The 12,105-nt window shown below is 33.2% G+C and carries 13 protein-coding genes; 3 read left to right on the forward strand and 10 right to left on the reverse strand.

Going from position 1 to position 12,105, the window contains the following annotated elements:
- Nucleotides 1-270, forward strand: a 270-nt coding sequence (locus BMX83_RS09335) for a transposase (protein ID WP_143059526.1), incomplete at its 5' end; no start/stop codon positions are given.
- 78 nt (nucleotides 271-348) lie between these two features.
- Here BMX83_RS09335 and trmB read toward each other — a convergent pair.
- From trmB to BMX83_RS09355, 4 genes are all read right to left on the reverse strand, one after another.
- Nucleotides 349-993, reverse strand: coding sequence for a tRNA (guanosine(46)-N7)-methyltransferase TrmB (trmB, locus tag BMX83_RS09340; RefSeq protein WP_091636362.1), 645 nt, complete (start codon nucleotides 991-993; stop codon nucleotides 349-351).
- Between the two features lie 59 nt (nucleotides 994-1,052).
- Nucleotides 1,053-1,844, reverse strand: coding sequence for a phosphotransferase family protein (locus BMX83_RS09345; RefSeq protein ID WP_091636366.1), 792 nt, complete (start codon nucleotides 1,842-1,844; stop codon nucleotides 1,053-1,055).
- A 256-nt stretch (nucleotides 1,845-2,100) separates the two neighbouring features.
- Nucleotides 2,101-3,303, reverse strand: coding sequence for an ABC transporter permease (locus tag BMX83_RS09350; RefSeq protein ID WP_091636369.1), 1,203 nt, complete (start codon nucleotides 3,301-3,303; stop codon nucleotides 2,101-2,103).
- The gene (locus BMX83_RS09355) at nucleotides 3,300-4,040 is read right to left on the reverse strand and encodes an ABC transporter ATP-binding protein (RefSeq protein ID WP_091636372.1); all 741 of its coding nucleotides are present in this window, start codon (nucleotides 4,038-4,040) and stop codon (nucleotides 3,300-3,302) included. The genes BMX83_RS09350 and BMX83_RS09355 overlap by 4 nt, the downstream gene beginning before the upstream one ends.
- Nucleotides 4,041-4,179: 139 nt before the next feature.
- On the opposite strand from BMX83_RS09355, the gene BMX83_RS09360 reads away from it, so the two are divergent.
- Nucleotides 4,180-4,608 (forward strand): HIT family protein, encoded by a 429-nt coding sequence (locus tag BMX83_RS09360; protein ID WP_091636375.1) that lies wholly within the window; start codon nucleotides 4,180-4,182, stop codon nucleotides 4,606-4,608.
- 12 nt (nucleotides 4,609-4,620) lie between these two features.
- Nucleotides 4,621-4,965 carry a YtxH domain-containing protein gene (locus tag BMX83_RS09365; protein WP_091636378.1) on the forward strand — a complete coding sequence of 115 codons (345 nt, stop codon included), beginning with the start codon at nucleotides 4,621-4,623 and terminating at the stop codon, nucleotides 4,963-4,965.
- A gap of 86 nt (nucleotides 4,966-5,051) precedes the next feature.
- On the opposite strand, the gene BMX83_RS09370 is transcribed toward BMX83_RS09365, so the two are convergent.
- From BMX83_RS09370 to BMX83_RS10945, 6 genes are all read right to left on the reverse strand, one after another.
- Nucleotides 5,052-6,086 carry a peptidylprolyl isomerase gene (locus BMX83_RS09370; RefSeq protein WP_091636381.1) on the reverse strand — a complete coding sequence of 345 codons (1,035 nt, stop codon included), beginning with the start codon at nucleotides 6,084-6,086 and terminating at the stop codon, nucleotides 5,052-5,054.
- Nucleotides 6,087-6,236: 150 nt separating this feature from the next.
- A complete protein-coding gene (locus tag BMX83_RS09375; RefSeq protein ID WP_091636383.1) occupies nucleotides 6,237-7,202 on the reverse strand; it encodes a 3'-5' exoribonuclease YhaM family protein in 966 nt (321 codons plus the stop codon).
- 25 nt (nucleotides 7,203-7,227) lie between these two features.
- On the reverse strand, nucleotides 7,228-10,014 hold the full coding sequence (locus BMX83_RS09380; protein WP_091636386.1) for an ATP-binding protein: 2,787 nt from the start codon (nucleotides 10,012-10,014) through the stop codon (nucleotides 7,228-7,230).
- Nucleotides 10,004-11,236, reverse strand: coding sequence for a metallophosphoesterase family protein (locus BMX83_RS09385; protein ID WP_091636388.1), 1,233 nt, complete (start codon nucleotides 11,234-11,236; stop codon nucleotides 10,004-10,006). The genes BMX83_RS09380 and BMX83_RS09385 overlap by 11 nt, the downstream gene beginning before the upstream one ends.
- An 85-nt stretch (nucleotides 11,237-11,321) precedes the next feature.
- Nucleotides 11,322-11,663 (reverse strand): YlbF/YmcA family competence regulator, encoded by a 342-nt coding sequence (locus BMX83_RS09390; RefSeq protein WP_091636391.1) that lies wholly within the window; start codon nucleotides 11,661-11,663, stop codon nucleotides 11,322-11,324.
- A gap of 216 nt (nucleotides 11,664-11,879) precedes the next feature.
- A partial coding sequence (locus BMX83_RS10945; RefSeq protein WP_177170497.1) for a hypothetical protein occupies nucleotides 11,880-12,105 on the reverse strand: 226 nt, incomplete at its 5' end.

The following is a 12,105-nucleotide window of genomic DNA, read 5'->3' on the forward strand; positions in this document are numbered from 1 at the left end:
CCATGTTCGTCTGATGTATCAACCTATTTAAAGACTAGCCTAAAAACATTGAGAAAACATTTAAGTGCGATTCGCAACACCTTCATTTATCCTTACAACAATGGAAGAATTGAAGGGATCAATAACAAAATAAAGGTTCTAAATAGAGTAGCCTATGGCTACCGTAATTTTTCTAACTATAAAAATAGAATTTTATTGCATTTCAAGCTAAATCCAAACACGACGCAACTATCTTACAAAAAAAATGAAGAGCACGTATTAACTGCTTAGAAGCTAGTACGTACTCCTCAGTGATATAAAATTAATTGATTATTATTTTCCACCAACGTTAGTTGACGTAGAACCTAATTATTTATTATCAAATGTAATAACAGCTTTATATATTCTGTTACCTTTTTTTGAGAATTTTTCTTCATACTCTGTCATAACATTTTCAGTTACATCACTTTGATGCAAATCAAGAAAAACTTCTTCTAAATTTGCACGGTATGATGAAAAACTGACAAGTGAATATTCAAATAATTTTTGATTATCTGTTTTAAAGTGTAACTCTCCATCAGGATTCAAAATTGTTTCATAAACATTTAAAAAGGTTTTATATGTCAGTCTTCTTTTTTCATGTCTGTTTTTTGGCCAAGGATCTGAAAAAGTCAGATAAATACGATCAACTTTATTTTCTTCAAAATATTCAGCTAAGTCACTGGCATTAGCTTGGAGTAATTGTACATTGGGTAATTCTTCTTCTATTTGTTTTTCAAGCGCACTAACAATAACGCTCGTTTGAAGTTCAATACCTATAAAATTTATTTCTGGATGTTTTTTTGCCATATCAATAATGAACTGACCTTTCCCACATCCAATCTCAACATGAATAGGCTGTTCATTTCCAAATCTTTCTTGCCAGCGTCCTTTAAGCTCAAGTCCTTCTGTGACAACATATTGGTCATATTCAGCAAGTTTTTCTTTTGCATAAGGTTTATGACGTAATCTCATTTTGATACTCCTTCATTTATCATTAAAAAATAAGTCAGACTAAAAGGTCTGACCTATTTCTAATTTTTCATCTGATTTAAAATCGTTTGTAACTTTAGTAATTCATTATTCATTCTGATGTAGTCCTGTTTTTTATGATGATGTTTTAAATCTTCAAGCAAATTCAACATGCTATACCAGTAGACTTTTTCTCTTGACTCTCTATTTTTTGAAAATTCTATTGTATCGAGCCAACTATCCCATTCAAGTGGGTCGATATATCTTTCCATTAGCTGACTAACGTCAAAACATGAGTCTGATATAACAACCGAATCCCAATCTACGAGATATAGATGGTTATCATTGGAAAGAAGTAAATTTTTATGCGATATATCGCCATGGCAGACAACTTTTTCCTCACTATTTTCTTCTTCAGGTAAATTGTCTTTGACATACATAAGAGCTTCATTGATTAAAGGATGATTTCTAAGGTCAGGGGCTAAATCAATAAGTGAGCGTTCATAAAGATCAGTCAGATTTAATATAGTGCCACCAAGACGTAAAAGCATGCGTTTTAAACTTTGAGAGCCATGAACCCTCCGGATAATATTAAAAACACTTGTCATATACATCTCATTTTTATCAAGTGTTCGACCATTACACCATTCCTGTGCAGTTAAAACGTCTCCGTTCCCCGTTCTTTTTGTCCAGACGAGTTTTGGAGAAATTCCTTCGAGCGATAATGCTGCTAAAAATGGAGAAGAATTACGTTTCAAGAATAAACGTTCTTCATCTCGTGTACCCATATACGCCTGACCTGTTTCTCCACCAATAGGATGTAATTGCCACCCCGATTCTCTCTCCAGCTCCATACTCACTCAATCCTTTTTTATTTCATTAGTCAAACAATGGTAACGACATTGATGCACTCTCTATTGTAAAAAGAAATTTAGTTATCGTCAAGCGCATGCACGTTCTTTTTATTCTGAAAATCATTTATTTTTATTTTTTTCACTCATGTCAAATCTATAAACGTAACGATATTAACGTTTTTAACATTAAATCGTTATTTTTAAACAAAAACAATCTCTTTTCTGACACATTGTAAATGTTTCTAAATAGGAACTTTTATTTTTTTAATCGTGCTGGTAAATATATATAGATAAAAAAAGCAGTAAATGTACTATTAAAAAAGAGTAATCTGATTACTGGAACAGCACCCGCACTAACAGCAGATAAGGCAAATAATAGTGAACTTACAATGAGAAGCAATAGAATTAAGTGTTGAGTAGGTTTTATTTTATTATTAGGAGCCGGATATAATCGAAAATGAATGGAGTCTCTAATAATTTGTTTTAATGGTATAAGCTGAAATCCTATCAAATATAGAAAAAGTACACTCACAATACTGTTTACAATCCAACTTCCAGAAAAATAAATCGCTATATTTCCTATAATAAGAAGTCTTAAATATAAACCACTAAAGTTATAATTTCTTACAAACATGCGTGACAGAAAATATATTTCTGGTTCTTTCTTAAGCACTTTAATATTATAAAGAAAATCAAGGTTCTTTAACCGTTTAACCTTATGTTTAGAATAAGGCGTTTCTACAAACAAATTAATAACTGAATATATCTTTTGTATTCGTCTTTGTTCCGTTTCAATCAACTTTTCCCAGTTCCAACTTTCTGTTTGTGCATGCTTCAATACATACAATAAAAACAACACAAGTAAGACAGCTGAAATGAGGAATCCGATTAGAGCTGACATGAAAAGACTGAGGGCTAAAGTGATTGTAAACAAGGCAACAATAAGTATTACGATATTTTTATTGGTACTCCTTTTATGTTGCTTCAAAGAGTAATAACTATTTAAAACATAAATATTTTTCCAAAAGACTAAAGATAGTAACCAAAAGGCAATACCAAAACCCTTTATGTGACCTATTGCTATAAGGATAGGGGCTGTAATTATTCCTACCAAAAGTGTAATAAGGCTATGGAAAAGTAAACTATAAATCATATTTTTTTTCATGATTTTATCAAATTTTTTTTCTTTCGGCAAAAGGAACACAGCATCAGCTGGTTCTATAAGCGTACGTATGCTACCTGAAAATAATGTAATTGAGATTATCAAAAATAAGATTATTCTGGGCACCACCGCAGATATATGAATGCTTTCTAGATAATTTTGATACGCTAAAGCTGTTGCGCCTCCTAGAAATAGGATTAATATGACAAAATGATCATTTAAGACATATTTTAAATATTTAGACAACGTTTTATAATAATTCGTCTGCCTTGTTTTAAACAAATCGCTAATTGTCATTTTAAAAACCCTTCTTTATCTGCTAAGCGTGTATAGATATCATCTAATGAAGCGTTAGGCATAGAAAACGTTTCTCTTAAATCTTTTAATGTCCCTTTTGCGTATATTTCTCCTCTGTTTATGATTATAAATTTGTCACATATTTTTTCTGCATTAGTCAATACGTGTGTTGACATTAAAAGCGAAGCCCCTTCTTTTTTCTTTTGCTCCATCATTTGTATTAGATCTCTTATCGCTATAGGATCTAGACCTAAGAAGGGTTCATCAATTATATAGAGTGACGGTTCAGTAATAAATGCACAAAGAATCATTACTTTTTGTTTCATACCTTTAGAAAAATCACTTGGGAACCATTCCAAACGATCTTGCAATCGAAATTTTTTTAATAACGGCGTCGCTCTTTCCATAGCAATAGATACATCTACATCGTAAGCCATTGCCGTTATTTCAATATGTTCTTTTAAAGTTAATTCATCATATAGTAAAGGCGTTTCCGGAATAAATCCGATTTTTTTCCTGTACAAAGAAGGGTTTTCTTTAAGCGCTTGCCCATCTAGTGTCATTTGACCACTAAAAGGATCCATTAAACCAATGATGTGTTTAATGGTCGTACTTTTACCCGCCCCGTTTAATCCGATTAAGCCAACTAATTCCCCGTTGTTTATATCGAATGAAATATCTTTGATTACAGGTGTCTGACTGTATCCACCTGTTAAGTTCTCAATTTTAAGACTCATCAAAACGTTCCTTTCCTCTTTATTATTGTTATTTTACCATAATTGATTGAAGTAAATTGAATTTTTGGGCTTCTTTTTATTAATTCCTTCATTTCTATGATAAACTGAAGGTAAATAAAATGTCTGAAAGAGGGGTAATATGGACGATTGCATTTTTTGTAAAATTATAGAAGGAGAAATTCCTTCCCGTAAAGTATATGAAGATGACGATGTTATTGCTATCTTAGATATGTCACAAGTTACTAAAGGTCATACATTAGTCATTTCAAAGGAACATGTCAGAAATATTTTGGATTATTCTGATGACTTAGCCGCTCGAGTTTTTAGTAAAGTACCTAAAATAGCTAGAGCAGTAAAGCAATTTGACCCTGCATGTAAAGGTTTGAATGTATTGATGAATAATGAGGAAATAGCAAGTCAAAGCGTTTTCCATGGACATATTCACTTGTTACCAAGATACAGTGATAAAGATGGCTTTGGCCTTAAATGGGATGATCATTCAAGTGAATACTCACAAAACGAATTGGATCAAGTCATGAACGCCATCAAAAATGAAATTAAGGAATAAAGGAGGATTTTAATGAAACATTTTATCTTTGGTACATTATCTGGAGTCATAGTAGGTGGAATTTATGGGTTAATTAACACGCCACGCTCTGGTAAAGACAACCAGAAAGCTTTAAAAAATTATGCAGATGAAACGACTGATTATATTCAGGATATTTCAGATAATATAAATGATTTACAACAGTCGATTAGTCAATTAAAAAATGAAGTGTCTTTTGTTCAAAATGATGTCATGGATGAGATGAACCTTATAGCTAAGGAATTTCAACATGAAGCTGAACCACGTTTGCGCAGAATTCAGGAAAAAACAGAAAAAATGCAAACTGAAGTACAAAAAACAACAGATAACCTTAATTAACTTATTACACTAAAAAACACCTTTTCATTCAGCAAATAAATTCTTGCTGTTGATGAAAAGGTGTCTTCTTATTTCAATTTTTCTAACTATTCAGCACTATCTGTATCTTCTTCGGTACTATCCGTTTCTTCTTCTGATGTTTCTGCTTCAGTACCTTCAGTCTCTTCATCAGATGTTTCTTCTTCTGAAGTATCTGTATTCGTTTCTTCTGTATCATCTTCTACTTCAGGCATTTGCATAAATTGCTGCATTGCTCCAGATAATTCTTCGTCAGTTATTTGAACGTTTGCGTCCTGTACAACTTGACTAATTGCCTGCTGAACCAATTCCTGATCCTGTAGATATCCCTCAAGAATCATTTCTTCAACATTTTCTCTTTCTTCCTCAAGTGTTCCTTTTTCTCCTTCTTCTACCATTTTTATAATATGGTATCCAAGTTCTGATTTCACTGGCTCTTGAGTAATTTCATCTTGTTTAAGCTTGAACGCGGCCTCTTCAAACTCAGGAACAAATTTCCCTGGTTCCAAGACAATTTCTCCTCCGGACTCAATCGTGCCTGTATCAGTTGAATATTCACTTACTAGTTCACTAAAGTCTGCACCATCGTTTAATTGTGAGATAATATCTTTAGCTAACTCTTCTTCTTCCACAAGAATATGAGCTACTGTAGAACTCACAACATACTCATCATATGCTTTTTGTATATCTTCTTCGGTCATATCTGTATGCTGAACGATTGCTTCTTCAACATATAGCGATGTACGGATATTCTCTTTTACATCGTCTGCAGATAAACCTTGTTGAGATAACATTTCTTCAAAAGCTTCAACGCCACCATATTGCTCAGCTTCTGCTTCAAATTCAGCATCCACGTCTTCATCTTTTACATCTTCACTGAATTCATTTTCTAGGATATCTTCTAGAAGGATTTGTTGTAGCATTTGCTCACCATAAGTGACGCCACTTTGAGTCTGTTCATTTTTCATACGTTCGTATAATTCACTCTCGCGGACTTTCCCCGCTTCGGTTGATGCTATTTCCTCTCCTTCATCGTTTGCACAACTAGCTAGCAACAAACTAGAACAGGCCATTGCACCTATTAACCATTTTTTCATACTCATTCATACACATCCTATTATCTACTTTTATTTCCTCTCATTAACGAATTAACAAGCGGTACGTTGATAAATATACCATAGCTCATTTGAAAATGAAAACGTATCAACGAAACTTACGGTGTTTTTCATTAACATTTCACAAATATTTCGTTTTTAGTCCGTGGATTTTTCTGGATTAATATATGTTTTTTTATAAAATGATCGATTATTCATTGCCCATACACGATCTGAAAATTCACCTGGTTCAGTTTTTGTAAGAGCTTGGGATATCATATTCATTTTTGCATCAATTTGGTCAATATAATGAAGCATCTCTGCCTCTGGTATAAGCGGTCTAACTGGCGATCCATATTCTAACTCGCCATGGTGCGCAAGTACTATATGTTTAAGCAAGAGTACATCTTCATTCGCTTCATCGATTTTCAACTCTTTGCACGCTTTAACGATATCTTCATTAATCATAACAATATGACCGATTAATTTACCTTCAAGAGTGTAGTCAGTAGCTGTTGGTCCACTCAGTTCAATTACTTTCCCTACGTCGTGGAGGATAACACCAGAGAATAATAAGGAGACGTCAAGTTCTGTATATATATCTGTTAAGGAGCGTGCGATACGCAACATGCTAACAGTATGGTAGGCCAACCCACCCATAAACGCGTGATGGTTCGTTTTTGCTGCTGGACTCTGGAAAAAGTCATGCTGATATTTCTTCATAATGAAGCGTACAATCCTATTCATATTAGCGTTTGTAATATCAAACAGGGCGTGATTAAATTCTTCAACCATTTTATCTTTATTTATCGGTGCACGTTCCACATATAACTCAGGGTTATTCGGCTCGTCATTCCCAGTCGGTCGTATAGATTTAATACGTATTTGCGGACTCCCTTTATACTCTTCACGTTTGCCTTCAAGCTTAATAACTGTTCCAGGTTTAAACATCTCCACATCTTTAGGCGTGGCATCCCAATAATTAGCACTTATTTCCCCGCTTATATCTTGGAATACGAAAGAAAGATAAGGTTTATTTGTTCGCGTCGTTTTTTCATCTGCTGACTTTATGAGAACATAGAGTTCAATTTGTTCATCCTTATGGTAATCATATATCTTCTTCACAATTCATCTCTCCTTAGTGAAAGTATTAGTTTAAGTATACGTATTTATCGTCTCCAATGAAAGCTTGTATGCGAGGATCAAAAGAAAAATATATGATCTGGATATTCTCATCAAATTTAGAAAGAAGTTCATACATTTTTTTTACACGCTGATTATCAAGATTAACAAATGGATCATCAATCAAGATAGGAAATTGGATTTTTTCTTTAGCCGTTTTTACAAAAGCTAGTCTAAGTGAGATATATAAAGGTTCCACTGTTCCCCTAGATAAATCTTCACTTTTCCATTTATTCCCCCACTTGTCGATAATAAAAAGTGTTTCTTGCTCAAACTGTAACTTTTTATACTTATCATTTGTCAAAAAACTAAAATAGGTTTCAGCTACAGAAAGTGCTTGAGGAAGGTTATCTTTTTTTGCATAATGGAGTGTTTTTTCAATAATTCCCGCTGCCGTCTTAAACGTTGTCCACTTATAAACAATTTCTTGATAATAACTTTTCTCATTTTCGAATGTTTGAAGAATTTCTGAGTATAAGCCACCATCTTCAAGTTGCTTTAAAGTCATCTCATCGGCCATAATATTTTTGTTTATTTCTTTTTGTTGTTCTAGTAAAGTTCGTTTCTCTTCACTCAATTTCTTCATATTTACATCCAAGTTAGTTACTTCATACTTGATTTCATTTTGATCATCTCTTGGAGGAAGCTTTGCTAATAACATGGATAAACGCATCCGCTTTTCTTGGATTATATCCTGCTCTGCATAAATATCGTAGACGTCTCCTTCTCTTTCAAGTTCTAGTGAGTGAATAAACTGTTGTTTTGTCGATTTTAATTCATTTACTTTACCTACAAAATAGTTGATTTCATTTTGTATCGTTTCAGTTTGCTTGATATATTCTTGCATCCCTCTTTGTTCATTCTTTATTTCTCTATAAATATTACGCATCTCTTTGAACTTTTCCAACGTATTTTCAGTTAAAAAATCCCGCTTAAATACTCTCTCAAAATCACTAAGATGATTGCTCAGCTTCATTTCTATCGTTTCTATTGTCTGTTTTACCCCTGCTTCTTTATTAGAAAGTTCTCTTATTTTTTCATAAATATCTCGTTTTTCATCTATATTTAGAAGTGTAATAGATGCAGGAAACAAGTGATCTTTTTTCCATTGTCCGAAATCTTTTTGAATCAATTGTTTGGTCGTTTCTAACCTATCAATCTGGTTCAATGTGTCTTTGTACTCTGATTGGTAAACATCATTCATAGCAAGCATTTCTTTCCATTGGCTACGTAAGTTCTTTTGCTCATAATAAGTGTGCTGTTCTTTATTTTCCTGTTTATTTAAGGAAGTATGTTCGCGCCAAGTAGCATAAGTGAGCACTATAAATAATATAAAAAACGCAACACCATATACTGGTTCTACTGTGAATAAATAGATACTTGAAAAGAAAGTAACGGCTGAAGCAATCATTGGAACCAAGTGAGCTTGTCTTTTCCCTTTCCCAGGCTCTCCTCCCTCTTCATTCATCTCTTTTAGTTTATTAAACCCTGATAAAGAAAGTAATTTAGGCTCAATCTTGTCAATCATATCATTATTTATATTGATTTTATGTGTTATATTTTTCTGTTTGTCTTGTAAGTCTGACAGCTCTACTTCTGACTTCTCTAGACGTTCTCGTGTTGTATTTAAATAATCAAGTTCTGAAGTCTTTAGTTCAATCGGAAGCGAATCAGAAAGTGAGATGTCTTCTCTTATTTTCATTTCTGCTATCATTTGCTCAATATTACCTAGATCCTTCATTTTCAGTTGCAAAGAATGTGCTTGGTCCTCCCAAAAGTCCAAGTTGTTTTCAAATTGTTTTAAATGTTCTTCGTTTTCCTGATACAAAACAAGCTCTTTGGAAGGCTTATATTCTTTCTGTAAATTTTTCTGTCTTTCTTGTCGCTCATTAATTTCATTCTGATAACTTTCTGTATCATTATTGATTTGTCTTAATTGGTACAGTCCATCTTCAGGTAATTTTAGAACGGGTTTATTTTTTAAATAGGCTTTGATCTCATCAATCTCTGCAAGGGTTTCCTCATGCCTTGACAATTGATCAAAATAGTTTAACTCTTTTTCAGTTTTGCTTAGTTTACTTTCAATTATCTTTAGTTGCTCTTGCTTTTCTATATGTTGTTTCATTAAATCAATATACGTTTCGTTTTTTTCTTTTGCTTTCTCTACCTCAATGGCTTTACTTTTTAATGCTGCTTTAAGTTGATTGATTTTTGGATTTCTTCCCATTGGCTTAAATAATTTATCTGCTTGGGCATTATAATAGTCTGCTTGCTTTAAATATTTTTCATGACCAAGTGCTCCGACACTTAAGAAGAAGCGATTTAACTGCTCCTTCCCCATATTTTGGATGTTCTCTATTCCTTTTAAGTCAAAAGAATAAATACTTTCATAAAAAGAACGCGTTTTATTATAAAAAAGCGTCGTTAACATTGCTTCATTGCCCGTCGTTCCATCTTCAAGTTGTACAACAACATCTCCTGTTACTTTCCCTGACACGCGTTCAATACTTACTTCACCAAACCGCTTATCTTGAATAATTATTTTCCCACCATATCGGCTACTTTCATTAGGTTCATATCGATTTAACGAGCTATGGCGGGTAGGAAAACCAAAAAACACACTATGAATAAATGACATTATTGTTGATTTTCCAGCCTCATTTTCACCAAAAAATAACTGAAATGACGCATCAATATCAAATTCAGTATCTATCCATTTTCCATATCCATAAATAATCATTTTTTTAATTATCATAACTGATCTCTTCTCCTAAATCTTGCATCAGTATATTTTTTGCTGAGTCCAAGCTGTTTTTTTTGATTTCTTCCATATCATCCTCAACATACTTTGTGAAAGCATATTTCGAAAAAAAATCTTGTGTTAATTTTTGAAATGTTTCTCTCTCACCAATTGTTTGTAGAGCCCTATCAAAAGCTATTGGATAGGTCTGTAATAGAGAAGTCCTTGTATCTTTATTATCTCTTTGTGAAATGCTAGCTGATACGATATAAGTAAATGAGTCTGTTTCAACATGTTGAAAGTTTTGATAAAAAGCATCATCTTGTAATGTATTCACAATCGATTTTGGTGTTTTTGGGGATAATTTTATATTTAAATTAATTAAAGAATTTAAATACTCTTTTTCAGTAATTTTTCTTTTTATTTCATCAAACATTCCATCTATTGTCTTAAGTGTTGTTAAATCCATGTTGATTGTTTGCCATTTAATATCAGCTGTTGGAATAAAGGTTGCCTTTTTACTTGACTTTTTTAATTCCACTAGTAAACATCCTTTTTCCCCCGCTTCATTCTTATGTCTCCCTTGAGTATTCCCACTATAATAGATAAGTGGCTCTTTAGAGAGCTGTTGTCTTTTATGAATATGTCCCAGCGCCCAGTAATCATAATTTTTTTCTTTGAGTTCATTTAATGTGAACGGAGCATAATGTGCATGGGATGTACTCTCCCCCTCCATATATCCATGGAGCATTCCAATATGAAAGTCACTTGTATTGTTCCGATAAGGGTAGTCTTTTATTTTTCTTTCTTCTATCCAGTTACGATCATAACTGAACCCACTTATAGATATTGTTTCATGACATTGGGTTTCAAATTGAATCGTCTCGACATTTGAATCAAATACTGTGACATTATTTGGTAATGATAGATGTAATTCATCATTAGTCAAGTAATCATGATTGCCATGTATAATAAATACGCTAATACCTGCCTGATTCAAACGCTCAATTTCCTCACGTAAAAAAACTTGCGCACGGATACTTCGGTCTTCTAAATCATAAATATCTCCAGAAAGTAAAACAAAGTCTACTTGATGAAAGAGTGCAGTATCGACAAGTTTTTCAAATGCGTTGAACGTTGATGCCTTTATTTTATTGAAAAGTGCTTCTGGAATATTTTTCAATCCTTTGAATGGACTATCCAAATGTATGTCTGCTGCATGTATGTATTTGACCATTTTCTTTTCCTCCTCCGGGGCACATACGTTCTTTGTTGCTTTTAGGAAAAGGACTTACTCAAAGAGCAAGTCCTTTCTAAAAGTCTTATTGATACAATTCTGTAACAGGTTTTAAAACTGTTTGATTGATATCATCGATCATTTGACCAACACTTTTTTCAGCTTCTAGTAAATCAGTGATCAAAGCATTCTCACCAATCTCTTTTGAAACTTCTTGTGCTTGCTGAGCTTCTTCTTCAGTAATCTCTTGTCCACTCATCTGCTTTTGTTGAATCATTTGTTGAACTTGTCTGAATTCGTTGAAGACTTTATTCGCTTCTTCGTTTTCTCTTACAGCTTTAAAAGCTGCTTGAAGACTTTGAAATTCATCAGTCTTTCTTAAATCTTGTTCCAATTGGTTAGCAGTGTCATAAATATTTACGGACATACTATCATCCCTTCAGTTTCCGTTCATGTACGAACGTTTTTTCTTCCTTTATAAGTGTATCATGAATAGAAAACAGTTGCCAGGAGAGTTTCTTTTTTGTATGTGTAAAGTTATTGTCGGAAAGTTATTCTAGAAATAATTAACACTCATTTTATTTAACTCTTTCTCAATCGTTTCGTCGCTCTGCGAGCGCCTTTAACGATTGAGAAAGAGAGCTTAATTGAATAATTTTTGTAATTGACCCATGGGGCTTGATGTAGAGCCATAATTAGCTATTCTTCCAAATTTAACACCAATCGAGGCTTGAGGTTTAACTTTTTTCAAAGCCGCCTTCACTGCGCCTTTAAACTCCGGCTGGAGTTTCGTTGAAAGCTCAGGCAACTTATCCGTTAATGCTTTAAGGAACGTTCCGTTCTTACGTGCAGAAATAATCGCGGCCACA

Origin of the sequence: Alkalibacterium gilvum (assembly GCF_900109085.1) — a bacterium.
GTDB lineage: Bacteria > Bacillota > Bacilli > Lactobacillales > Carnobacteriaceae_A > Alkalibacterium > Alkalibacterium gilvum.

Bases quoted from the DNA above. Each gene is read 5' to 3' on its own strand.
- BMX83_RS09350 (WP_091636369.1), bottom strand. From the start codon at position 3,303: ATGACAATTAGCGATTTGTTTAAAACAAGGCAGACGAATTATTATAAA.
- BMX83_RS09355 (WP_091636372.1), bottom strand. From the start codon at position 4,040: ATGAGTCTTAAAATTGAGAACTTAACAGGTGGATACAGTCAGACACCT.
- BMX83_RS09365 (WP_091636378.1), top strand. From the start codon at position 4,621: ATGAAACATTTTATCTTTGGTACATTATCTGGAGTCATAGTAGGTGGA.
- BMX83_RS09345 (WP_091636366.1), bottom strand. From the start codon at position 1,844: ATGGAGCTGGAGAGAGAATCGGGGTGGCAATTACATCCTATTGGTGGA.
- trmB (WP_091636362.1), bottom strand. From the start codon at position 993: ATGAGATTACGTCATAAACCTTATGCAAAAGAAAAACTTGCTGAATAT.
- BMX83_RS09385 (WP_091636388.1), bottom strand. From the start codon at position 11,236: ATGGTCAAATACATACATGCAGCAGACATACATTTGGATAGTCCATTC.
- BMX83_RS09370 (WP_091636381.1), bottom strand. From the start codon at position 6,086: ATGAGTATGAAAAAATGGTTAATAGGTGCAATGGCCTGTTCTAGTTTG.
- BMX83_RS09390 (WP_091636391.1), bottom strand. From the start codon at position 11,663: ATGTCCGTAAATATTTATGACACTGCTAACCAATTGGAACAAGATTTA.
- BMX83_RS09360 (WP_091636375.1), top strand. From the start codon at position 4,180: ATGGACGATTGCATTTTTTGTAAAATTATAGAAGGAGAAATTCCTTCC.
- BMX83_RS09380 (WP_091636386.1), bottom strand. From the start codon at position 10,014: ATGATAATTAAAAAAATGATTATTTATGGATATGGAAAATGGATAGAT.